Source organism: Undibacterium cyanobacteriorum, from assembly GCF_031326225.1.
Lineage (GTDB): Bacteria > Pseudomonadota > Gammaproteobacteria > Burkholderiales > Burkholderiaceae_D > Undibacterium > Undibacterium cyanobacteriorum.
The window spans coordinates 1,517,524-1,540,075 of the sequence record NZ_CP133720.1 but is presented as its reverse complement, the minus strand read 5'-3'; the positions used below and the strand labels follow the sequence as shown (position 1 = coordinate 1,540,075).

Below are 22,552 nucleotides of genomic sequence, written 5' to 3'. Positions count from 1 at the left end.
GAACGTTCAAGCGAAAACAATCAAGCAAGCCAACTGCAATATTTTACTTAAATTTCATCACATCAATCACACTCCCCATGTAAGTATCATGCGGGACCTACCTGTTTGCTGGTCATCTTTTCACAATCACAAATTGTGCGTCAAGCACCGACCAACGACACAAAGTAACAATTGAATTATTGGTCCGATGCTTGAAAATCAGTAGTTCAGGCCGCCAGGGCATGCGCAACAATGCGGTGCTTGTGGAAATCAAGTCCCTTACTGCGAATATTGCTCATGGTCGTCTTTTGAAGCAGATGCTGCTTACGCATAGCTGCCAAGACACGACAGACGCTTTCTGGAGTGGCGTGAATAATTTCTGCCATATTCCCCAAACTTGGCAAGCTGCAGACTAAACTATCGCCCTCTGGGGTTTCCCGAGAACTTAACATTCTTAAGAGACGTTTAACGCGGTCTTCTACTGCACCAGTTCTCAAGCTCACAACGTCCCGACAGCGTTGGTGGGCGCGAGCCAAAGACTCTAAGGCAAGAGGCATAAGCTGACCTTCTTCGGCCAACTTCACCGGCGACAAAACCACTTTCGTCAGAGCACGAATAACTAGTCTTTCTGTGACGCCAGCCACGCCCTCCATGCCAAGTATGTCGCCTACAATCGCCAAGCGAACAAAATGGCTGCGGCCGTCCTCAGCAATTACATCAATCCGCATCGTGCCCGATTCGATGCGCCACAATTTACCAAGATCCTCATTACCTAATTCTTCACGTGCCCCAATTCGAAGCGAACCTCGCTCAATCAAGTGATGTTTCATAGTACTCCTCGCTCGTCAATTTGAAATAATTGACGCTATACAGATTCATTAACTAACTCACATTGTCTGCGACGATGTCCAGCAAGATTGACTATAGAGATCGACCAATTGTCGCTATTTGAACTAACCCCAGCAACATGGCAAAACTCGGTAGCAGTCGCACAAGTAAACCGTTGCAGACAACAAATAAATATCAAATGAGAGAAAAGGGAGGTGGGGCACGCGCTGCGGGAGTTACCCAAGCGGTTTGAACGAGTGATGGAGAAAATGAAAACGGACGAGCATCAGAGAGCAAGAGCCTGCTGAAATCATGGCAATCGAGCGCCAAGATCAACCCAAATGATCCCGCATGAGCCACACAATAATCACAGTGTTCGACGTGTATTTGTGCTGGCACCTGCGCGGGTTTCTTGGTGCTCCGTTCAAGAACCGCGCCATCAGCTGAGGTCCTGATCCAAATCGTACCTGAGGCAGAGCATAACTCCTGCCAAGCGTTACTATCTTGATTGCCTTGCGTAACCCAAGATAAATTGGTCTGACGAGCGGGTTGTAGGTCGACCGCCTGTGCCACCAATGGCATGAACGTGTTGAGCAAGATCGCGATGATCGCAATCCAGCTAAACAATCGTTGATGCCTTAATTGACGCATGCTTTTTTGTCCGTTGAAGTAATGATGATGAAAATTCGTCAGAGTTACTTGAGGTTCCAGATGTTCCGCGATTCACCCGCATTCTGCGCCAAGGAAATATTTACTCTCTTTCTGACAGTCTAAACAAGTTTGAATCAGAAAGCTTGATATGTATCATTTAACGCTAGTTAAATCTTAACAGAGAAGCGATAAAGCTCGAAATAGAAAATGACTAGTTTCATCATCGACGCATACCTCATTACCATTCGACAAACTTACTTTTTCTTTTCGATAAGACATTCAAAAACCGCCCTAGTCTCATCGTTTGTGCAAGTAGCCCCCCATTTTGGTTGGCATGCATTTAAAGCATTCTCGCGCATGTTGCAACATTGTTGCCGCCCCCTTGCGGAACACGTTTAGATCGCATTTATTTTGAAAGAAGGATTCATTCAACCCATCGATTCGTAATATACTTCACTATATTACGCCAGCTTATGACAAAGCGCTCACCAATCGGTCAAGGTCCAAGAAATGAAACCGCAAATGCCACGACTCCTGTTCACTCTGAAAGCAGCGGCACTCACCGTACTCCTATCGCATGCGAACTCCTGCGCGGCGGAAGACCTTCATGTCTCAGCTGCCGCAAGCCTCAGCAACGCTTTTAAAGACATCGCACAGGCTTACCAAACCAAGTACCCTTCGACCAAAATTCTGCTAAATTTTGGCGCCTCGGGTGCGCTACTGCAGCAAATCGCTAAAGGCGCACCCGCCGACGTGTTTGCGAGTGCGGATCAAGAAACCATGGATCGCGCTCAACAACAAAACATGATTCTCGCGAAAGAGCGCATCAACTTTACGCGCAATCGTTTAGTCTTGATTCAATCCAATAGCAGCACCATCAAGCTGGACAGGCTCAACGCGCTACAACAAACCTCGATCAAGCGTATCGCGGTTGGCAATCCGAGTAGTGTTCCAGCAGGGCGCTATGCGGTTCATGCGCTGCAGGATGCTAAATTGCACACAGCGCTCGAAGCCAAATTGGTACTCGCAACGAACGTGCGCCAAGCGCTCGATTATGTAGCACGCGATGAAGTCGAAGCAGGTTTTGTTTATGCGAGTGATGCGATGACCATGAGCGATAGAGTCAAAGTCGCCCTACAGATCGATCTGAAACAAGATATCAGCTATCCGATCGCCATCACCACAGATAGCAAGAAAACGGCAGAGGCAAAACGCTTCATTCAATTCCTTACTTCTGCACAAGCGCAGGCGATCCTGAAAAAATATGGTTCTCAAAACTTGTAATCGTTAGACGAGGATGGACTCACCGATGCGTTTCATTTATTCATTTGAATCTCCAACCGAAATCAATCATCGCCAATGAACATCACCTGGACCGCTCTCTTACTCTCGCTGAAAGTCGCTGGCTTTGCGACGCTGATCAATTTATTTGCCGCAACCGCACTCGCCTACGGCATTTCACGCAGTCGTTTCTGGGGGCGAGAACTGCTCGATAGCATGCTGAGTTTGCCGATGGTGATGCCACCAACAGTGCTGGGCTACTATCTTCTGGTGCTACTCGGAAAAAAGAGTGGTTTAGGACGATTTTTGTATGAGACCTTCGGCATTCAATTGATCTTCACGTGGCAGGCCGCTACCATCGCCGCCGCCGTCGTCGCCCTCCCCTTGGTTTATAAGCCCGCTCGTGCGGCGTTTGAAAGCGTGAATCCACAATTTGAGCAAGCTGCACAAACCATGGGCTTGTCATCGTGGGCGATTTTTTGTCGTATTAGTTTCCCCTTAGCCTGGCGGGGTATCTTGGGTGGACTCTTATTGGGCTTCGCCCGCGCCTTCGGGGAATTCGGCGCGACTTTGATGGTTGCTGGCAGTATCGCCGGCCAGACACAAACACTTTCAATCGCCATCTACGAAGCCGTGCAAGCAGGCGATGATGCACTGGCCAACAGCATGGTCTTGATCGCATCAATCGTGTGTATTGGCGTACTCCTGCTGGCCAATCGACTCGCATCGGGCCATACGGTTCGACGTGCTACCGTGAAATAGACGACATAAACTAAGCATGCAATTCGATCTCCATTTTCAAAAGACTTTACAGCACCGATTAGGTGAACAGCACAGCAGTTTTACGCTCGATGTGCAATTCAAAGGCGATGTACAAACCCTGCTCATCTTCGGCCCCTCTGGCGCTGGCAAATCTTGCTGTTTGCAGATGTTGGCTGGCTTAATGAAGCCAAACCAAGGGAAGATCGTCATTGGCGACACTCCCCTGTTCGATGCCCAGTCAAATCTTTTTGTGTCGGCACAAGAACGTCAATTCGCCTACGTTTTCCAAGACTATGCGTTGTTCCCCCATTTGACCGTGCGACAAAATATCGCCTTCGGTTTAAGCAAGTCTTGGCGCAATCCAAATCAGCAAGTTCAAGGTCCTGAGATCGATGCACTCTTGCACAGTTTCGAACTTGAACCACTCGCGCATCACTATCCCGACCAACTCTCGGGTGGACAAAAACAGCGTACCGCATTGGCGCGTGCCCTCATCACCAAACCGCGCTTACTACTACTCGACGAGCCCTTCGCTGCGCTCGATGCCGGCTTAAAGCAAAAGCTGCGCGAAGAACTCCGTGAGTTACAAAAAAGGCTGGCGATTCCGATTGTTTTGATCAGTCATGACGAAGCAGACAAGACATATTTCGGCGAACACTTGCTGGAACTACACGAGGGCAAGAGTCGACCAGTGAAAGGAGCGCCGATATGAGCAAAGCTGAGCGCCCATCCGCACCGGCACCAAGCCCTGAGCGAGCAAAAAAGAAAACATCGCAGAAATCGAGAAAGACGCAGCAGCAAGTCGAACTCAAGGCCGATGTTTGGCTACACATGAATGGTGAAAAGTTTGGTGGCAAACAAAGGCTTGCCTTATTGGCAGCGGTCGCTGAGACTGGCTCGATTACGCAGGCAGCAAAGCAGATTGATCTCAGCTACAAAGCCGCGTGGGATGCGATTGAACAAATGAATAATTTAGCGGGCGAACCTTTGCTCGAACGCGCCGTTGGTGGCAAAGGTGGTGGTGGCACGCGTTTGACTGAGCGTGGTCAACAATTAGTGGACAATTTTCGCATCATCGAACAAGAACAAGCCCTTTTTCTGCAACGCATACAAGATGCTTCGCAAGGTTTGCATCACCTGATCGACGAGGCGCTCTTAATCAAAAAAATGAATATGAAAACCAGCATACGCAATCAATATCGAGGTGTCGTCAGCCACATCAAAACGGGCGCCGTGAATGATGAGATCACCGTGCGCATCGCTGGTGCACAAGACATTATCGCCATCATCACCCACGACAGCACATTGGAACTTGAGCTCGACATCGGCAGCGAAGTATTCGCCCTCGTCAGCCCTTCTTCTATCGTCCTGATGGAACAAAACCCAGAGTCCACCCAAATCAAGCTCTCAGCGCGCAATCGCCTCACAGGAAAAATCTCTCGCATCAGCACAGGTGCCATCAATACCGACATCAGCATCACGCTAGCCGGAGGAGCCGTGATGTCGGCGGTGATTACCAATGAAAGTTGTGAAGAGATGCAGCTTAAGAAAGGACAGCAGGTACAGGCTTTGTTTAAGGCTTCTGCGGTGATTTTGGGGGTGGCGGTGTGAGCTGTTAACGAGGTGGTATAGAATGGTGATTTCGAGCAATGCTGTTGGGCTTGCCAGCCCAACCTACACACTAGCGCTACATTTCGACAATCCGTCTACATAAAGCTTAAACAACACAAGCTCCACTTTCAATCCCAACTAGTACAACTAAAAGTAACATGAACCTATCGAAATTTTTCAACATCATATTAGCAACACTAGCCTTTACTTTTAGCACGGCATATTCACTCGCTCAGACATCAAATAAGAATTCGGTAAATACGACAAACAAGAATCAATGCAACAATTTAATTGATGAATACAACTCAGGAGTAGAAAACTACAATCTGCGACGCAACGAATTACGAAATCTGAACTCCGAAATTGAAGCGTTGCACGCAGAAATCAACGCAGAGAAAGAATCAATCGATCAAAAAGACAATTCTGCAATCGAGAAAATCAATATAAAAATTGGGAAAGCCAACGACATGGTCGCGCGATTTGAAGCGATGTCTACAGCCTTCAGTGAACGAAAAGAAGTAGAAAATCAGCTAGCAACGAGAATAAATGAAAATTGCGGAAAATATCTCGCAAACGCCGCTACCACCCAAGAGACGCAAGTTCCAAAAAATCAATGTGGTTCAACATCGAATAGCAAAATCGCACGAAGCCAAATCGAGAACAGTTTTGCCGTGATGCGAAATCAAGAAAAACTACGACAAGATAAATTAGATCAGCTTGCAAAATCAAAGGCCAAAACTATTGGTTGGAATTCGCAAACGTCAACACAATTTTTTTTGCAAATACTTACATCTCCTAAATTCGCCCAATTTGAACAAGAAAAGCAACCATACGTGTTCGAATTAATAAAAATATCCGCGACCCGAGCAAAAAACAGTCAGGAAGAATGTCAATTGTTAGCTCGCATTGAAAAGATATCCACTCTTATTAGAGCAATTAATGATCGGCAGTATTCGTTTATGGAAGATGAGATACGAAAAATTAAGTAGCCCTGTAGGGCGGGTGAAACCCGCGCGGCAAGTACTTTTAAAAGCGATCAAGTTTCAACTCACGAGAATTACCCCAACGTAAATTACAACGACCTCGCCTTCGGCGCCACATAGAGCTAAGCTCTTTATTGTCGATTGATCACACTCAAGAAAGAACTCAAATCATGAATGAAGATATTCGCCAAGAAATTCTCGCCATCGGGCAGCGCGCTCATAGTCTTACAGAAACCGCATATCAACAGCATCCCGCGACAAGAAATGATCCTGATTGGCTCTCCAAGCAAGGCATTTTGCTCGCCGATATGTCCTTGCACTTATTGCAGACTTCACTACATCAAGAAACGGTTTCAAGCGAAGAACTGAAACGAAATCTGTACTCGATATTGACCATCAGCGAACAATTTCTACCGGAGCATGGTCTCAAAGAGTGTGCCGACCGGCTCTATCAAGAGACATTCGTCGCTCCAACATAAGCTTACTGAGACGTTCTTACTTAGACGTTTTTGCTTCGGTCGTTGGAATTAACTCAATCCCCTTCAAAAACACGCCTAAATTTCTTTGGTCGCGATTACCGCTCGGTTTCATTTGACTCACCAAGGGCGTGACTTCTAGCTCCAACTCAAAGTCACCATTGGCATCGAAAGCATCAACCGGCAGGTTGAATTCAATGTGCGATTGGTTTTGCATGCGCTCGAAGGTCCACCGTCCGAGAATGCGATCCTTACTGCGAACGATCAGAGTTTGCTCGGGGATATCATCGATCTGTCCTGCCAGATTATTTAACTGCATTTTGACCTGCCACGCATGCGCTTGCTTGGTAAAGGTATTCAGGTGTAAATACGCTTTGCTTTGATCTGACCAGATGCCGTTCAATTCAACCGCAGACCAACCACTTTTTAATGCTTGGCGATCATTAATCACTAGGTTGGTCGTCGCCCCACTTTGAATCGAATAAGCGGCACCGCGCAGTTGCACAAGTCCACACAAGCGTACCTGACGTCGTTTGCGGTCGAGGCGATAAAGTTGAATGGAAGTCGGTTCGACATTATTCAAATCGAGTGTGCCCCACTCAGCATTTCCAGTGTTCGGATCCAAACTATTCAAAGATTGGTGGACTTCATGATCATTGCGATCTTTGTAAAGCAGGAAGTAATCTGCACGATGGCGAGCGACGCCGCCTTCAATGAAGATACTGACGGTTTGGTTGTCCTCGGACGACGCGTTTGACGTATTCAAGCTAGCAGCGATGGCGACGAAGCGCTTGCCGTGTCGATCAAAAATATAGTCACTCACGACATAATTTTTGCTCTGCGCGACAAGATCCGGGCCATCCGCGCCAATCACGGTTTTATCGCCATAGCGTTTCTTTGCGTATTGCGTCCAATAGTCTCTATCAACCGAGCTATACCACGAGCCACTAGCAAAACGTGGAACCCACACGTAATCCGATTTCAGGGATTGCTGATTCACTTCCAGGAGCTTTTGCAAGATGTACCAACGACCACTCTCGTTTCGCATATCGGCTGCCATGTCATCGTTCGCAGTAAATGCCTGGCTGGCGATCAAACCGGAAAATAGCGCTACCACGCCAAGCAAAAAATTGCGTAAAACAGTGCGCGCTGCAAGCTTTTCAAACAAAACCAACATCACAAAAGCAAAGACACAGCTCCATCCGAAGTGAGAAAAAATAGTGTGCGAATAGGCTTGGATCTGACTTTCCATGACCCAAGTCTGATATTTCGAGGTCAACGCTACCGGAATGATCGGCAGTATCGCGACACTGAGACCGATCAACAAGCCGAAGTACATTCTCTTTTGAAGCGACCAGCGTGACTTGGCCCAAGTAGAAGCGGAGGAACTCACTGAGCTAGCAAAACTCGATGCTGTGGCTTGTTTGATCAAAGCAGATGATTTTCCCGAGACGTTCTTAAGCAAATTCCACATCAAGAAAATCGTCACAATACAAACAAGTAACGAGGATGGATCATGCAAAGAGCGCTGCAGATTCCGTGTGAGGAAGTATTCTTTTCGCTCGCCGGTCATGGCAATGGCATCAGCAAACGGTACCGAATAAGGTGAGATCAAATCATGTAGTGCCGAGCCACTGGTCGAAAAATGGGTCAAGGTTTTGAGGAAATTCAGCAACTTAAAGCCGCCCAACTTGTGTCCATCATAAATGCTTGGATGACTCAAGAACCAAGCGAGGTAGATCGCCGCGTAAGTAGCAGCCACCACAAAAAATAACAATAAAAGGACTGCGCTGCGACGACGCAAGTGAAGCTTCGCAATGGCGAAAGTCGATTCATCAACAGCATGATTGAGCGCTATGGTATGAACGAAAAAAAGAAACATAAACAAGACAGTGATTCCCTCATTATTCACGAGTGAAAAACCGAATAAGGTCATCGCCAGCGCCAAAGCCCAGCGACTTCCTCGACTGACAAAACGCGCGCTTAACTCAAGCGCTAAGATGAGTGCACCCCCTGCAAGCCAGCTCAACAATGGGTAAGTTGTGAGCAAAGATCCGTCCCACTTCAACATGAAAAAGCTGAGGAAAAACGTGGCAGCGATCAAGCTAAAGCGGCGATCGCATAACAGCGCGAAATAACGGAAGAAAACGATGAAGAAAAGAACAAAACTTCCGAGGCGGACTAATTCTCCCGCTACACTGCCTTGCATCTGTAAGGTCCACAAGATCAGCGTACCAGAGAGATAGGCCCAAATTCTTCCTTGTGATATGGCCCAATCTGCGATGGGATCGATTCCTAAAAAATATCCCGGCATCGCCCATCGAGCATCATCGGTGTGTGTGATACCGAAATTCCATACCCGCGCGCACAACAGAAACAGTAACAAAGCCAAGCTGCCATACACCAAAATCGATTGCAGTCGACCGAGGCGCACAGTAATGGAGGAACTAATCAAACTTTTCAAAATATGTCCTGTGATTTATGTATTTTGATCTTACGCAGTACAAGCGTGAATCCGAGATCTAACATCTTCATTTCGACTCATGAGTCGGGGATATCACTGCTGGGGATATCACTGCTTGGAAACTTCACTGATGTTGTGCAAATTTAACCCTTCCTTGCAAGGCAAAAGTTAAAACTATGACCATCATAACGAGGCGATCAATTCATCGCAAGTTTCGACGAGGCCATCACGTTCTTACAATCCCAAAAACAAAAACCCGCATCGACTCTCGGTCGATGCGGGCTCATTGACTGACTATCGAAATGTGACTGCGCTTCGCTTCTTATTAATGATTCTTATTGATCAATCACTGAACTGTCTTTACCACTTTACCGCCCTTCATCACCCACTTCACGCGTTCGAGTTCGGTGATGTCTTTTAATGGATCGCCATCGACCGCAATGATGTCGGCAAACTTATCCTTATCCAAGGAGCCAACTTTATCTTCCCAGCCTAAAAGTTTGGAAGCGTTGATTGTCGCTGTACGAATCGCGTCCGCATTGCTCATTCCTAGCTTCGTTAAGACTGCGAATTCACGACCATTCAGGCCATGCGGGTATACGGCTGCATCAGTCCCAAAGGCAATTGGTACGCCTGCAGCGATCGCCTTAGCGATGTGTTTACGTGCATCCGGCAAAACGACTTTGGCTTTTTCTAACAAAGGTAATGGCAACTTTATGGCTTCTGCATTTTGCACCAACCAATCGCCTAAGTAGACCGTGGGTACCAACCAAGTCTTATGTTCCTTCATCAACTTAGCGCCTTCTTCGTCAATATAAGAGCCGTGTTCGATCGAATCAACACCAGCCAACACCGCCAATTTGATACCGTCACCGCCGTGCGCATGCGCCGCCACCTTACGACCCAAACGATGGGCTTCACTCACGATCGTTTTCATTTCTTCGAGCGTATATTGAGATGTACGTGGATCATCGCCAAATGAAAGTACGCCACCCGTCGCGCAGAACTTAATGACACCAGCACCGTACTTGATCACTTCGCGCGTTTTCTTCATGACCGCATCCACGCCATCAGCAACACCCGATGCAGAGATTTTGTATTCAGGCGCATGGATGGTCTCGTCGCAATGGCCGCCCGTAATACCCAAAGCTGGGCCTGAAGCTACCATGCGCGGACCTGGAACATCACCTGCATTAATGGCATCGCGCAAAGCGATATCAGTGTAGCCTTCTGCACCTACGTCACGCACTGTGGTAAAGCCAGCTTCCAAAGTCAGGCGTGCGTTTTTCGCGCCAGTCAACGCTACACGCGGCATCGACAATGCCACCACCGAGTAACCCGCACTTTCCGGATCACCTGTTAAATGGGTATGCATATCAATCAAGCCTGGTAGTAAAGACTTATTGCCAAGATCGATCACTTTCGCACCATTTGGAACACTGACGCTGCTGCCCGCCGCAACAATTTTATCGTCACGCACCACCAGCATTGCTGGTGCAATCCATTTGCCGTCTTGTGCATTCAACATGCGTGCTGCTTTAATCACAACGGCATTGCTCGACTCAGCCGCCATCGCCACGCCCGTCATCTGCGTGCCAGCCAGAGCAGCAGTCAGGAACAAGACCTTTTGAAGATGTTTCATACCTTCCCCTATGTTGTTAGTGTTAGAGAGTCTATGACGTAAACCCACTCAGAAAGTTCCACATCCGAGACCTTCAAGCACTTAAACGTAAAGCCTGTGATCCACTAGCGACGCGACGGAAACCATGGTGTAAGCTCATCACACCCGCCTCACGCAGCTTAAACATGTTCACCAGTTTTGATAATTCCTGCGCTTGATCTTGCAATGAAGCCGCTGCGGCTGCCGCTTCTTCGACTAATGCAGCATTTTGTTGCGTCACATTGTCCATACCGGTAATCGCGATATTGATTTGTTCGATGCCCACCGATTGTTCATTGCTGGCTTCGCTAATCTCGCGTACCACAGAAGTGACCCTCTGCACGCTCTCAACAACCTCATTGATGGTGGCGCCTGCTTGGTCCACTAAACGCGCACCGACCTCAACTTGCTCAACTGAGTTTGCGATTAAATCCTTGATCTCTTTGGCCGCACTCGCCGAACGCTGTGCCAAGGCTCGAACTTCAGACGCCACGACTGCAAAGCCACGGCCTTGTTCGCCCGCACGCGCCGCTTCCACCGCGGCATTTAAAGCCAAAATATTGGTTTGAAATGCGATACCATCGATCACACTAATGATGTCAACGATGCGCTTCGAAGACTCATTGATATTTCCCATGGTGCTCACAACCTCAGCCACCACATTGCCGCCTTTGGCAGCAACATCTGATGCAGTCACTGCCAACTTAGTCGCTTCACGTGCATTATCGGCATTGTGGCGAACAGTACTCGTCAGCTCCTCAAGTGCTGACGCAGTCTCTTCCAGTGAGCTGGCTTGTTCTTCGGTGCGTGAGGACAAATCCATATTCCCTGTGGCAATCTGGGTCGACGATGTGGCAATGGTATCAGTCGCACCACGCACTTGTCCGACGACAGTAGCTAAACTATTGTTCATTTCACGCATGTTGAACAAGAGACTCGAGGTGTCGCTCTCAGGCACATCAAAATCTTGGGTGAGATCGCCACCGGCAATCGCTTGTGCGACTCGCGCCACTTCCGCTGGCTCCGCTCCCAATTGACCACGAATGGTTTTCACGGTGTACCAACCAAATAGCACCGCCAGTAATAGGCCCAAACTGGTCACCACCATCGAGGTATTTCGGATGCCGATATAGCGCGACACTGCCGCATCATACTCATGTTTGGCGACATCCATCTGAAGTTGCAACAAATCATCGCCAGCCTTTTTCACTGGGATCATGAGTGGTGTGACCTTCTCCACCATCAACTGACGCGCCGTTTCCAGATCATTGTTTTTTAAAGCCGCGAGCGCTGGCAGCAAGCCTTGTTGCACGTAGGCTTTGCGATGCTCAGCAAATCGTTGCGCAATCTTCGCTTCCTCTGGTGTCAGATAGGTCGCCATGTACGCATCCCAGAGTTTAGTGATGCTAGCCATGTTGGCTTGCAAAGTTTCCACACTTTGCGCCGTCACCTCACTTCTTTGCTCGACTAAAGCGTTCGCAATTGCCAGGCGATTATCCACAACAAAGAGCTGAATGCGACCAAGATCAACCGCTGGGGTCGTTCTATCTTCGTAAATGGTTTGAATCGCTTCATTCGCCTTTATTAGTCCAAACAAGCCAATTCCACTGACCACAAAAACAACCAACGCCATACTCGCAATCAAGATTCCCAAACGTGTCGAAACTTTCATCATTCATCCCTCGTAAGAACAAAGTACTGCAAGATTCAATCGGGTAAAAATTCAGTCGTGTGACATCTGCCCTTGTCGACTTCACTAACTAGCCATCGTCTACAACAAAGAGTGGTCTCAATAATTTCCATAAATTTATTTCTTTGAATTAATGAGCACCTCTCGTCACAGTAACGCAAAAAGTTGCCAAACGGCATTTTCATTTCAAATTTTTCCTTGCTTTAGATTAAGCAAGTCAGAAAATTACAACAACTAAGTCATTGATTTAAAACGATTACATGTAAATAACTTGTTTCTTAAGATTTTCTTTACGACATAAAAATTGAGGGGAAATCAAAAATCAATTCTTGACAGCCCACCAAAAAGTAACGAAACTGCGAATTATTAGTCAATCGACTAATAATTCACTAAATTTAGCAAATCAGCATGGCAAGACCCTCTCAAAACATCGATCAAGCACTGCTCAATAGTGGTCGAGCTTTGTTTCCGCAATGCGGCTGCAAAAATCTCTCTTTGCGGCAACTGACCGAGCATGCCAACTGCAATATGGGCATGTTTCACTATCACTTCCGTAGCAAAGACAATTTTCTGGCGACGCTGCTGCAGAACATGTACGAAGAATTATTCGCACAATTGCAAGCGGAGACGGAACACCCCGGCACACCGATTGAACGATTAGCACACACCATGGTGATGTTGGCGCGCTTGCTGCGCGAGCATGGTCATTGGTTAGGTCGGGTCTGGTCCGATGCGGCTCATGGTGAAAGCGTGGCACAAGAATTCTTGAAGAAAAATGGCTCGCGTCACATGCAGCTCATCATCAGTTTGATCATGCAAGCCAAGCTCGACGGCAGCTTGGGCGAGATCGCGCCGATGCAAGCCTTCACCTTCTTGATGGGCTCAATTGCGGCACCGATGGTGATCGCACCGCGCGTCATGCAACTCGGCTTCGCACCACAATTCTTTCATCAGCAAATGCAAGACACTGTGCTCAGTGATGAAGCCATCGTCGAACGCGTGCAACGCGCTTTGTATGCGCTACAAATTCCTAAGTCTTCCCTCGCCTCTGGAGAACCCCATGTCTAAGTCAGCCTTTGCTCCGACGTTGAAACAACACCGCCCCATTCCATCATTGCGAGCCAATATTCAAGCGCTCTTCCCCAGCTTATTGCTTGGCGCGACTGTGTTGGCGTTGAGTGCCTGCAGCGCACCGACGACTTCGAGCTGGACCGGCTACGTCGAAGGCGAATATCTCTACATTTCCTCTCCCTTGGGCGGCCGCATCGAACAATTACAAGTACAAGCCGGACAAGAGGTCACGCAGCAAGCGCCCTTGTTCACACTCGACAAAGAAGCCGAGCTCGCCAGTGTAGAAGAAGCCAACGCCCGCGCTCTCGCCGCCAAAGCGCAAGCCTTGAATACAGAAAAAGGCAAACGCCAAGAAGAGATCGCCGTGACCAAGGCGCAATTAGCGAGTGCCGAAGCCCAAGCTGCCTTGGCGCAAAACGAATTACAACGCCAGCAGCAATTGGTCGCACAAGGTTTCATTTCCAAGGCCAAGATGGATGATGCCGCGACCGCAGTGAAACTCAGTAGTGCCCGCGTCACCGAATTGAAAGCAGCACTAGCGGTAGCGCAACTGCCAGCGCGCAACGACGAGCGTACCGCGGCCTCGGCCAACGCTACCGCAGCTGAACAAGTAGTCAAACAAATCGGCTGGCGCGCCAAGCAAAAAACCGAGATCGCACCGCAAGCCGGTATCATCGCCGATGTATTTTTCCGTGGCGGTGAAGTCGTCAGCCCTGGACAGCCAGTGCTCAGCTTACTACCGCCGGGCAATGTCAAACTGCGCTTCTATGTACCTGAAGCTGAACTCGCCAGTATCAAGCCTGGTCAGCAAGTGCAAATCCATTGTGATGGCTGCGCTGAGAACATCAATGCCACCATTAGTCGCATCGCTACGCAAGCCGAATACACGCCGCCAGTGATCTACTCAAACGCCCAACGCGCCAAACTCATGTTCTTGGTCGAAGCACGCCCAGATCCAGCGCAGGCCAAAGCCCTACACGTGGGGCAACCGATCGATGTGCGTCTCGTCAAATCGAACACGGCTGCGACGGAGAAAAAATCGTGATTGCAAACCGTGCCCCTAATCCCCCTCAGATTGGCGACGCAAGGCAGACTCCATTCGCGATTGACGTGCAAGGATTAAGCAAGTTGTACAACGGTCGTGCTGTGGTCGATCAAGTTAATTTACAAGTCGCGCAGGGGAAAATCTGCGGCTTTCTCGGGCCAAATGGTAGCGGCAAAACCACCACGATACGAATGCTGTGCGGACTACTGACACCCGATGCTGGGAGTGGTCATTGTCTTGGCCTTGATATCTTCCGTGAAGCGACGCAGATTCGTCGTCAAGTCGGTTACATGACGCAGAAATTCGGTCTCTATGAAGATCTCTCAATACGCCAAAATCTGGATTTCATCGCGCGGTTGTTCGAGCTGCCCCATCGCAAAGATGCGGTCGATGCGTCCTTAGAACGCCTCGGTCTGAGTTCGCGTGCATCGCAATTAGCCGGTGCACTCTCTGGCGGTTGGAAACAACGTTTGGCGCTCGCCGCCTGCATGATCCACGAGCCGAAATTACTGTTATTGGATGAACCCACAGCTGGTGTCGACCCGAAAGCCCGGCGCGAATTCTGGGATCAAATTCATCACCTCGCGGCAGAAGGCATCACGGTGTTGGTCTCCACGCACTACATGGATGAAGCCGAGCGTTGTCACGAATTGGTCTACATCGCCTACGGAAAAATTCTCGCACGCGGTACCGAAAGTGAAATTATTGATCAATCCAAACTCAAAGTCTGGACACTACAAGGCCAACAACTCGGGCGTTTCTTAGAAACACTCAAACAAGCCGATGGCGTACTGAGCGTCGCCGCCTTTGGTAATGCAGTGCATGTGGCGGGACTCGATGAAGACTTGGTCATGCGCGCTCTACATAGCCTACCGAATGATGGATCACTCTCGATTGCCTCGTGCCGCGCCAATTTGGAGGACGTGTTTATCAGCATGATCGCTGCCGCGCCGGACAATTTTCAACATCAGCGAGGTCAAGCATGAACCGCTTTTCGATCAATCGCTGCGTCGCCATCTTCATCAAAGAGTTTCAACAAATGATGCGCGATCGACTCACTTTTGCGATGGCCGTGGCCATCCCGATCGCGCAACTGATCATGTTCGGCTACGCGATTAATACCGACCCCAAAGGCTTACCGACCGTTTTAGTCAATCTCGACCAAGGCACACTCTCGCGTAGTTTCACAGCGACGTTACAGAACACGGGCTACTTCCGCATTGATTACAATCTCAAGAGTGAAGTAGAAGCCGATAGCCTCGTCGAGAACGGCAAAGTGCAGTTCATGATTGTGATTCCCCCACGTTTTACTGAAAAAGTAGTGCGCGGAGAAAAACCAGCGATCCTGATTTCTGCTGACGCCACCGATCCGTCCGCGGCAGGCAATGCGCTAGCGGCGCTCAGCAGTATTATTCCGCTCGCGCTCAAAGCCGATCTCGTCGGTCCACTACAGCGTCTGCAAGGCAATCCGCAACCCTATGAGGTGCGCGTCCATAAACGCTATAACCCAGAAGGCCTGTCTCGTTACAATATCGTGCCCGGTTTGATCGGCACGATTCTGACCATGACCATGATCATGTTGACGTCATTAGCGATGACTCGCGAACGCGAACGCGGCACCATGGAAAATCTGTTGGCGACACCGGTGCGTCCCGCCGAAGTCATGATAGGAAAAATTCTGCCTTACGTGGTGATTGGTTATATTCAGCTCACGGTCATCATGAGTGCCGCCTTCATCATCTTCGATGTGCCGATGGTCGGCAGCTTGCCGCTGCTGTTGAGTCTAATTGGTATCTTCATCATGGCCAATTTGGCGGTGGGATTTACCTTCTCAACCATCGCCAAGAATCAATTACAAGCGATGCAGATGACCTTCTTTTTCTTCCTGCCATCGATCCTCTTATCAGGCTTCATGTTCCCCTTCCGCGCCATGCCAGTGTGGGCGCAGAATATTGGCGAAGTGCTTCCGCTCACGCATTTCTTACGCATCGTGCGCGGCATTCTACTGAAAGGAAATTCGGCACAACAACTCTCGCAAGAGCTGTGGCCGATGGTGATTTTCTTGTTCGTGGCGGGGGCGATTGCGCTGAAACGGTATCGTCAGACCTTGGACTAAATTTCGACTGTGCATAGCGGGGCGAGCATCCGCTCACCACGCTATACCCTAGTTTTTTCGATCCACACGATGCGGCAAGCGCGGGCTATTGAGCAAATATTGGCTGATCAAACTTAAGACTTTGGCGTTATAGACAAGATCATCTTTTTTCACATGGTCTAAGGTATCCGCCTCGCTGTGCCAAGTATGACTCAGATAATCGAGTGGTTCTTGCGCCAACGAGAATGCCGGAACACCCTGCGCAAAAAAGCTCTCATGATCCGAGCCCTTAGATACCGCATACACCACTTCCAATTTTTGCAGTAGTGGATGCGCGTTTGTCATGGTATTCAAGGCGTCATACCACCCATCAACTTGCATATCGGGGATGCCGATAATCCGACCTGCACCACTGTCTATCGTCAACATCGCCTGCACTTTACCGAGCTCGCTTTGATGACCTTCGACGTAGGCTTTGCTACCCAATAATCCTTGCTCTTCGCCGGAGAACAAAATCACACGCAAGCTACGCTTCATCGGAATTTGCGAAGCACGTATAGTACCTATAGCACGCATAGCACCGATAGAACGTAAAACTTCCATCACCAACGCCACGCCCACACCATTGTCAGTCGCTCCACTCGCTAAATCCCAGGAATCGAGATGGACGCCTAGCACCACATACTCATCAGGAAACTCCGTACCACGAATTTCGGCGATGAGGTTTTTCTCACGTACGACAGGTGAGCCAGGCTTTCCATCAAATCCTCCACCAAATTGCAGCTCAAGCCGAGGTGATATGCCGCGCTTGATCAGGCGTTGCAAAAGTTGCGCGTCCTGCTGTCCGATGATGCCCACATTGTGTTTAAAACGCGCCTTAGGACCGCCATGCATGTCCAAGAGATTTCCACTGCGCGCCGATACATAGAGAACCGCGGCGAAGTCGGCTTGCTTCAACACCGCATTGTACTCTCGCGAGAAGTCATTCCGCTGTGCCTCTGAAACCGCGCCCGCAACTGAACTGAGCTTGGGAGTTCGCAGCAATAGGACAATTTTCCCCTTAAGCTGCGGCAACTGGTGTCGCAACTCGTCCAGATTGGATGCATCGAGTATCGCTACCTCCGCTTGAATCGGCTTAGATGAAGAACTAGTCCAGCCCGCCTGCGCCATCGCCATGATCTGACGATTGGCATTCAATAAACGCGCCTGACTACGGCCCCGATGCCAAGTGGAACCGAGAATATAATCCTCCTCCCAAACTGCATCGGCGCCGTAGGCTCTGAGCTTCGCCGATGCCCATTGCTGGGCACGTCGTAGTGATTCAGAACCTGTAAGACGAGCCCCGATATCGTCACACAGTTCTTCCAAATCCCGCATGAGATTTTGGTGAGCATCGATGTTTTGCAAGAGCCTATCGCGCAGTTGATTATCTCTACTCTCCGTCGCTGGTGGTATTGGCTGCAATGGCGCTTGCGCAGACACGACAGCCGAACTGGACAGAAACAAAAACGTCAGCGCGAGCAAAGAACAAGCTTTCTCTCGAATGAGTCTCATGACACAATCCTAGTTGATGGAATTAGCGTTTGGGTAGTGGCGGCAAGCGTTTAACAAAGTCCGCAAGCCCTCCTTTATCACGCGTCACCAGTAACTCATCGATCGCTGCCACTTTGTTATTTGGATTGGTTTTGACCAAACTTTCATAAGCACGTAAGAGGCCTTCGATACCGGCAATCGTCTTGGCCTCTAAGTCCGTTGGATTTTTCTCAGGGTCCAGCATATTTTTTTGCACTTGAAACGCCGCAACACTGAGCATGTGATGAAACCTTAACACACGCATCAGATCTTCTTTTGCGACGCCGTTGTGAAACCAAAAGGCACCCACATCAGGACCAAACATATAGTCAGGCACATCATCTGACCATTTTTGAAACCAACGACCATCGGCAGATCGCATCACGCCCAATGGATCTTTGTCGGCAGCGGCAGCGAGTTTCACCACCTTTTCTTTCTCTTCAGCGGTCGCAGGACCACGTTCCGCTAAGGCGGCGGTTGATGCCATAAAACCTGCACTCAGCAGTGCAACGGCGCACAGATGGCGCCACATTCTTGTCAACATATGCTACTCCTTGAATTTGGATTCGATTGATCTTGGCAGCCGCGCTACCAAGTGTTGACAAGGTTAAGGAGTAAAGTAGTACGTGTCGTTGGCAAACCGACGAAACCAAAAAATCAGCGATAAAATCAAAAGAAAGACCGACTAGACCACCATCACAAGGTGGAAACCGTGAGGAAGAGAACTGGAGAGCGAGGCATCACCGCATTGCAGTGATGCACACAAATCAAAGCGATTGAAGAATGTGAAAGTGGACTAGTGATTGCCAGTAGGTTGGTAAAAACACTTAGCGCAAACATGGTGATAATGATCATTACCACCGATAGAAATCTGTTCACCGGCCATCATGCGCTTTCCATTCGCATCGACGCGTATATTCATGGTGGCCTTCTTGCCGCAGGTGCAGATATTTTTTAACTCTTCGATGGTGTCAGCTAGTGTCATCAAATAAGTCGAGCCAGGGAATGGTTCGCCTAAGAAGTCGCTGCGCAAACCATAGCAGATCACAGGAATACCGCGCACATGCGCTAAGCGGTGCAATTGTTGAACCTGAGTAGGCGACAAGAATTGTGCTTCATCGACCAGAATACAACTGACCTTGGGCGCCCGTTCGAAAAAATCATATTCCGCGTCAAATAGTTCCGCATCACGTTGCGGCCCTAAGCGAGAAGTAATTTTCCCGACACCATAGCGATCATCAATCGCCGCCGTGTACAAGCAAACTTGTTGTCCTTGTTCTTCGTAGTTATGAGCAACCTGTAACAGCGCAGTTGATTTACCGGCATTCATTGCCGAATAACGAAAATAAAGCTTAGCCAATTTCTTAATCCTGAATTGCAAACGGGCTACGAAATTACGAGCCCAAGATTCATCAAAGTAAACGCTCATTATAGCGGAGCGCACCCAAGCAAATCAGGCTTTTTTAGAGCGATCTTGACGACAATGAAGATCGGATATCGTAGGTTGGCGCTGAGCAAAGCGAAGCCCAACATGAATGGATACACGAACAAAAAGGCGTAGCGGACGCTGGGCTTGCCAGCCCAGCCTACGTTCAGAAATTGAAAAAGATATCAAATTGAGTATCACCCATAGCATTCATTGCTAAACGATGCGTGAAACCATGGCGATTGAGAACTTCGCGTACAAACATCAAGCCTATGCCTTGCCCGCCTTTTTTGGTCGTAAAAAATGGCGTGAATAGTTGCGAAGTCGGAATATTCTGCAGGCCTCGGCCCGAGTCGATCACTGAGAGTCGTACCAGACCAAGCTCAGTATCTTGTCCAAGCTCGATGAACACATAGCGCGCTTCACTTGCTTGATCCGGATTGGCTTTGATGGAGATCTCAACGGCCTCGATGGCATTCTTCAAAATATTCAACAGCACTTGCTCAAACAAATGCGCATCAATCATCTGCGCTGGAAGCGAGTCACGCTGCTGCCATTCCAAACGTATGCCAAGCTCATGGCAGCGCTGACGATAAAGCACTATGGCGGTGTCAAGCATCTCAGCAATATCGCAGGCCTGTAATCGTGGCTCTGGCATCTTGACGACTTCAGTGAAGCGGGCAATGAATTGCGCAAGGCTACTGTTACGGCGACGCACTGCCGTCACTGCGGTTTCGAAATCTTGTGCATCCTCGGCGCCCAATTGTGCGCGGTAGTACAACAGCGATTCCAAAACCGATCCCGTCGCGGCCACTGTGTTGTTGACCTCATGTGCCAACACCCGCACCAGCTTTTCATAAGTCGCTTTCTCAGAACTCGCTAACTCCTCGGTAATCTCATCGATCAATAAGAATTCGCGTGCGAATCCTCGATCGATAAATTGGCTGCGCTGACAGCGGAAGCGTCGCCCTTCTTCATTGCTTAGAACCTGACTTTCACCCACTTTGAGCGCGGCCAAGTCCAACACAAAGGCTGAAGCTTGTTCGGCACTGCCTAACTGATCCCCGAGCTGAATTTGCGCACCAAATAATTCCTGGGCAAAGACATTACAAAGGCTGACCTTGCCCTCAAAATCGAACACCACTACAGCACCTGGCGTTGCTTCCAAAAGCTTCTCAAGAAATCCCCGTTGCTCACCGATGCGCAATCGTTCCTGGTACAAGTGATCTAACATGCGATTAAACAAATCGGCCAGTTCACTCACCTCGTGATTACGGCTGGCTTTTAGACGTGCCGCATAGTTCTCATCGTGTAGCAGATCTTTGAATTGGCGAGCGAATTCCAGTGGCAAGAGTGCTCTACGCAGAACTAGAAAACCGATACCGAAACTAAGAAGCAAGCATAACTCAACCACAATGACTAACAGAGGTTTGCTGTGCAAGACCCATAAGACCAAGCCGAAAAAAGCCGCATGCAGCAAAAACAAATACAGTTGTAATTGCTGCCGCAGCTTCATACTTGACTCGCTTTCGTTGTGCTGGCGTTTGCTGCGTCTTTAGAATCGCTATCAGCTTCAGCTTCGCCGACCACAATTTGGTGCTTTTCTAAGCGACGATACAAAGCAAAGCGACTGAGTCCAAGTACTTTCGCTACGCGAGATAAATTCCCAGCATGGTCATCCAGCGCTTTGTTGATCATGAGCTTCTCGACTTGGTCCAAAGTCATGCCAGAAAAAATCGATGTTTCGCGGCATTGCGGTACTCCACTCTCTTCTTCGACTGACAAGAAGTCGGCCTTCTCTAAACTTGCCTTGCCGACCAACAGTAACGTACGTTCCAAGCTTTGTTTGAGTTGTCGGATATTGCCCGGCCACGCTTGTTGGCTCAACCAATCGACCGCCGAGGGCGCTAACTGGACCGGCTCCATGCCATATGTCTGGCAAAGCTTGACTAGCAGCTGCTTGGCGATCAAGGGAATGTCAGAACGCCGCTCGCGCAATGGTGGAAGGCGTAGCGTGATCAAATTCAAACGATAGAATAAATCTTCTCGAAACTCGCCCTGCGCGACTTGCTCAGCCAATTCACGATTCGTCGCGGAGATGATGCGCACATCGGCTTTCTCCGTCTTGCTTGACCCCACTGCTTGATAAGTCTGGCTTTGCAACACCCGTAACAACTTAACCTGATCAGCACGATTCAATTCACCGATTTCATCCAAGAACAAGCTACCTTGATGCGCGGTCGCAAAGTGTCCTTTACGATCCGCTTTCGCATCAGTGAAAGCACCACGCACATGACCAAACATTTCACTTTCAAACAAGGAGGAGCTAACTGCCCCCATGTTTACCTTAACAATGTCTTGTGCCGCGCGTGGACTATTGCGATGAATGGCATCGGCGACCAGTTCCTTACCCGTGCCACTCTCGCCAAGAATCAACACCGATGCATTGGTTTTAGCGACCCGTCCCAAGGTCGCTAAGATCTTCAGCAACTCGGGATGCTCACCGACAATCTCAGAGAAATCGTATTGCGCATCGAGACTCTGCCGCGTTTGCGTTTCGCTCGAAGCTTCGCCCCGAGAAGCCAGTGTAGTACGGATCAATTGCAGTAAATGCTGGTTGTCCCATGGCTTAGTAAAGAAATCGCTCGCACCGGCCTTCACGCCCTTCACTGCCAGAGAAATCGAGCCCCATGCGGTCATCAGCAAAACCGGTAAATGCGGCAGGCGCTGATGAATTTGCGCCATCAAAGCGAGACCTTCTTCGCCCGTGGTTTGCAAAGAGAAGTTCATGTCCAGCAGAACTAAACAAATCTGCTGCGGCTCACGCTCGAGAACCTCCAAGGCCTTGGCAGGTTCATCGCAGGTGATACTGGCAAAACCATTTTGTTTCAGTAGCAAGGCTAAAGAAATTTGCACTGATTCGTCGTCATCAACGATCAAAATTTTGGGTAAAGACAC

Annotated in this window: 20 protein-coding genes; 10 read left to right on the top strand and 10 right to left on the bottom strand. The window is 49.1% G+C overall.

From position 1 onward, the window contains the following. Positions 1-206: 206 nt before the first annotated feature. Positions 207-809: a Crp/Fnr family transcriptional regulator gene (locus RF679_RS06340; protein ID WP_309483376.1), complete on the bottom strand. Its 603-nt coding sequence runs from the start codon at positions 807-809 to the stop codon at positions 207-209. A 193-nt stretch (positions 810-1,002) separates the two neighbouring features. Further along, entirely contained in the window at positions 1,003-1,458 is a 456-nt protein-coding gene (locus RF679_RS06335) for a DUF2946 domain-containing protein (protein ID WP_309483375.1), read from the bottom strand. 522 nt (positions 1,459-1,980) lie between these two features. On the opposite strand from RF679_RS06335, the gene modA reads away from it, so the two are divergent. The 6 genes from modA (at position 1,981) to RF679_RS06305 (ending at position 6,574) form a co-directional block, all read left to right on the top strand. Further along, positions 1,981-2,742 carry a molybdate ABC transporter substrate-binding protein gene (gene modA, locus RF679_RS06330; protein ID WP_309483374.1) on the top strand — a complete coding sequence of 254 codons (762 nt, stop codon included), beginning with the start codon at positions 1,981-1,983 and terminating at the stop codon, positions 2,740-2,742. A 75-nt stretch (positions 2,743-2,817) separates the two neighbouring features. Then, positions 2,818-3,501, top strand: a complete 684-nt coding sequence (modB, locus tag RF679_RS06325; RefSeq protein WP_309483373.1) for a molybdate ABC transporter permease subunit — start codon at positions 2,818-2,820, stop codon at positions 3,499-3,501. A 16-nt stretch (positions 3,502-3,517) separates the two neighbouring features. Continuing rightward, the gene (locus RF679_RS06320; RefSeq protein WP_309483372.1) at positions 3,518-4,213 is read left to right on the top strand and encodes an ABC transporter ATP-binding protein; all 696 of its coding nucleotides are present in this window, start codon (positions 3,518-3,520) and stop codon (positions 4,211-4,213) included. Continuing rightward, complete coding sequence (locus RF679_RS06315; protein WP_309483371.1) at positions 4,210-5,112, top strand: TOBE domain-containing protein; 903 nt, start codon at positions 4,210-4,212, stop codon at positions 5,110-5,112. The genes RF679_RS06320 and RF679_RS06315 overlap by 4 nt, the downstream gene beginning before the upstream one ends. A gap of 158 nt (positions 5,113-5,270) precedes the next feature. Beyond that, positions 5,271-6,101 (top strand): hypothetical protein, encoded by an 831-nt coding sequence (locus RF679_RS06310; RefSeq protein ID WP_309483370.1) that lies wholly within the window; start codon positions 5,271-5,273, stop codon positions 6,099-6,101. Between the two features lie 164 nt (positions 6,102-6,265). Then, the gene (locus RF679_RS06305) at positions 6,266-6,574 is read left to right on the top strand and encodes a hypothetical protein (RefSeq protein WP_309483369.1); all 309 of its coding nucleotides are present in this window, start codon (positions 6,266-6,268) and stop codon (positions 6,572-6,574) included. Positions 6,575-6,590: 16 nt separating this feature from the next. Here the strand turns inward: RF679_RS06305 and RF679_RS06300 are convergent, their stop codons facing one another. The 3 genes from RF679_RS06300 to RF679_RS06290 form a co-directional block, all read right to left on the bottom strand. Then, a complete protein-coding gene (locus RF679_RS06300) occupies positions 6,591-9,035 on the bottom strand; it encodes a hypothetical protein (protein WP_309483368.1) in 2,445 nt (814 codons plus the stop codon). Between the two features lie 346 nt (positions 9,036-9,381). Then, positions 9,382-10,677, bottom strand: coding sequence for a metal-dependent hydrolase family protein (locus RF679_RS06295; RefSeq protein WP_309483367.1), 1,296 nt, complete (start codon positions 10,675-10,677; stop codon positions 9,382-9,384). A 73-nt stretch (positions 10,678-10,750) separates the two neighbouring features. Beyond that, positions 10,751-12,370, bottom strand: a complete 1,620-nt coding sequence (locus tag RF679_RS06290; RefSeq protein ID WP_309483366.1) for a methyl-accepting chemotaxis protein — start codon at positions 12,368-12,370, stop codon at positions 10,751-10,753. A gap of 423 nt (positions 12,371-12,793) precedes the next feature. Here RF679_RS06290 and RF679_RS06285 point away from each other — a divergent pair, with 423 nt between their 5' ends. From RF679_RS06285 to RF679_RS06270, 4 genes are read left to right on the top strand one after another with little or no spacing between them, the layout of a single operon-like run. Beyond that, complete coding sequence (locus tag RF679_RS06285) at positions 12,794-13,453, top strand: TetR/AcrR family transcriptional regulator (protein ID WP_309483365.1); 660 nt, start codon at positions 12,794-12,796, stop codon at positions 13,451-13,453. Then, a complete protein-coding gene (locus tag RF679_RS06280; RefSeq protein WP_309483364.1) occupies positions 13,446-14,501 on the top strand; it encodes an HlyD family secretion protein in 1,056 nt (351 codons plus the stop codon). Before RF679_RS06285 ends, RF679_RS06280 begins: the two co-directional genes overlap by 8 nt. Then, positions 14,501-15,487: an ABC transporter ATP-binding protein gene (locus tag RF679_RS06275; RefSeq protein WP_309483976.1), complete on the top strand. Its 987-nt coding sequence runs from the start codon at positions 14,501-14,503 to the stop codon at positions 15,485-15,487. Before RF679_RS06280 ends, RF679_RS06275 begins: the two co-directional genes overlap by 1 nt. After that, complete coding sequence (locus tag RF679_RS06270; RefSeq protein ID WP_309483363.1) at positions 15,484-16,617, top strand: ABC transporter permease; 1,134 nt, start codon at positions 15,484-15,486, stop codon at positions 16,615-16,617. The genes RF679_RS06275 and RF679_RS06270 overlap by 4 nt, the downstream gene beginning before the upstream one ends. Before the next feature lie 48 nt (positions 16,618-16,665). Here the strand turns inward: RF679_RS06270 and RF679_RS06265 are convergent, their stop codons facing one another. The 5 genes from RF679_RS06265 to RF679_RS06245 all read right to left on the bottom strand — a co-directional run bounded on the left by RF679_RS06265 (position 16,666) and on the right by RF679_RS06245 (position 22,552). Next, positions 16,666-18,150 (bottom strand): M28 family peptidase, encoded by a 1,485-nt coding sequence (locus tag RF679_RS06265; RefSeq protein ID WP_309483362.1) that lies wholly within the window; start codon positions 18,148-18,150, stop codon positions 16,666-16,668. Positions 18,151-18,172: 22 nt separating this feature from the next. Next, positions 18,173-18,712: a hypothetical protein gene (locus RF679_RS06260; protein WP_309483361.1), complete on the bottom strand. Its 540-nt coding sequence runs from the start codon at positions 18,710-18,712 to the stop codon at positions 18,173-18,175. 252 nt (positions 18,713-18,964) lie between these two features. Beyond that, complete coding sequence (locus RF679_RS06255; RefSeq protein WP_309483360.1) at positions 18,965-19,528, bottom strand: thymidine kinase; 564 nt, start codon at positions 19,526-19,528, stop codon at positions 18,965-18,967. Positions 19,529-19,760: 232 nt separating this feature from the next. Next, positions 19,761-21,110 carry a sensor histidine kinase gene (locus RF679_RS06250; RefSeq protein ID WP_309483359.1) on the bottom strand — a complete coding sequence of 450 codons (1,350 nt, stop codon included), beginning with the start codon at positions 21,108-21,110 and terminating at the stop codon, positions 19,761-19,763. Then, on the bottom strand, positions 21,107-22,552 hold the full coding sequence (locus tag RF679_RS06245) for a sigma-54-dependent transcriptional regulator (RefSeq protein ID WP_309483358.1): 1,446 nt from the start codon (positions 22,550-22,552) through the stop codon (positions 21,107-21,109). Before RF679_RS06245 ends, RF679_RS06250 begins: the two co-directional genes overlap by 4 nt.

Bases quoted from the DNA above. Each gene is read 5' to 3' on its own strand.
- RF679_RS06340 (WP_309483376.1), bottom strand. From the start codon at position 809: ATGAAACATCACTTGATTGAGCGAGGTTCGCTTCGAATTGGGGCACGT.
- RF679_RS06335 (WP_309483375.1), bottom strand. From the start codon at position 1,458: ATGCGTCAATTAAGGCATCAACGATTGTTTAGCTGGATTGCGATCATC.
- modA (WP_309483374.1), top strand. From the start codon at position 1,981: ATGCCACGACTCCTGTTCACTCTGAAAGCAGCGGCACTCACCGTACTC.
- modB (WP_309483373.1), top strand. From the start codon at position 2,818: ATGAACATCACCTGGACCGCTCTCTTACTCTCGCTGAAAGTCGCTGGC.
- RF679_RS06320 (WP_309483372.1), top strand. From the start codon at position 3,518: ATGCAATTCGATCTCCATTTTCAAAAGACTTTACAGCACCGATTAGGT.
- RF679_RS06315 (WP_309483371.1), top strand. From the start codon at position 4,210: ATGAGCAAAGCTGAGCGCCCATCCGCACCGGCACCAAGCCCTGAGCGA.
- RF679_RS06310 (WP_309483370.1), top strand. From the start codon at position 5,271: ATGAACCTATCGAAATTTTTCAACATCATATTAGCAACACTAGCCTTT.
- RF679_RS06305 (WP_309483369.1), top strand. From the start codon at position 6,266: ATGAATGAAGATATTCGCCAAGAAATTCTCGCCATCGGGCAGCGCGCT.
- RF679_RS06295 (WP_309483367.1), bottom strand. From the start codon at position 10,677: ATGAAACATCTTCAAAAGGTCTTGTTCCTGACTGCTGCTCTGGCTGGC.
- RF679_RS06290 (WP_309483366.1), bottom strand. From the start codon at position 12,370: ATGATGAAAGTTTCGACACGTTTGGGAATCTTGATTGCGAGTATGGCG.
- RF679_RS06285 (WP_309483365.1), top strand. From the start codon at position 12,794: ATGGCAAGACCCTCTCAAAACATCGATCAAGCACTGCTCAATAGTGGT.
- RF679_RS06280 (WP_309483364.1), top strand. From the start codon at position 13,446: ATGTCTAAGTCAGCCTTTGCTCCGACGTTGAAACAACACCGCCCCATT.
- RF679_RS06270 (WP_309483363.1), top strand. From the start codon at position 15,484: ATGAACCGCTTTTCGATCAATCGCTGCGTCGCCATCTTCATCAAAGAG.
- RF679_RS06265 (WP_309483362.1), bottom strand. From the start codon at position 18,150: ATGAGACTCATTCGAGAGAAAGCTTGTTCTTTGCTCGCGCTGACGTTT.
- RF679_RS06260 (WP_309483361.1), bottom strand. From the start codon at position 18,712: ATGTTGACAAGAATGTGGCGCCATCTGTGCGCCGTTGCACTGCTGAGT.
- RF679_RS06250 (WP_309483359.1), bottom strand. From the start codon at position 21,110: ATGAAGCTGCGGCAGCAATTACAACTGTATTTGTTTTTGCTGCATGCG.